This is a genomic window from Ochrobactrum sp. SFR4 (assembly GCF_019730395.1).
Lineage (GTDB): Bacteria > Pseudomonadota > Alphaproteobacteria > Rhizobiales > Rhizobiaceae > Pseudochrobactrum.
Window position 1 is genome coordinate 1 of the sequence record NZ_JAAPBB010001352.1, and the last position, 237, is coordinate 237.

The following is a 237-nucleotide window of genomic DNA, read 5'->3' on the forward strand; positions in this document are numbered from 1 at the left end:
GCAATGTAATTATTGATGTTAAAGGCAACAGAATACTGGTTCGTTCCAGCACCGAAACCGCTCGATTTATCGTTGCCGTTGGGGGTATTGACCATCAATGTCGGGCTGATCCACCAGTTGCGATGTCCGGTTTTACCGGCCTCTACTTCAGGCTGAACAACCTCGTAATAGTACTCGAAACCGATCTGTGGTGCGGTAGCACCCCACTGCGCATCGCCGGAGCCGGATGTTGTACTT

Annotated in this window: 1 protein-coding gene; it reads right to left on the reverse strand. The window is 51.1% G+C overall.

The features are described 5' to 3' along the window. On the reverse strand, positions 1-237 hold a 237-nt coding region (locus tag HBA93_RS23425), incomplete at both ends, for a hypothetical protein (RefSeq protein ID WP_221724811.1).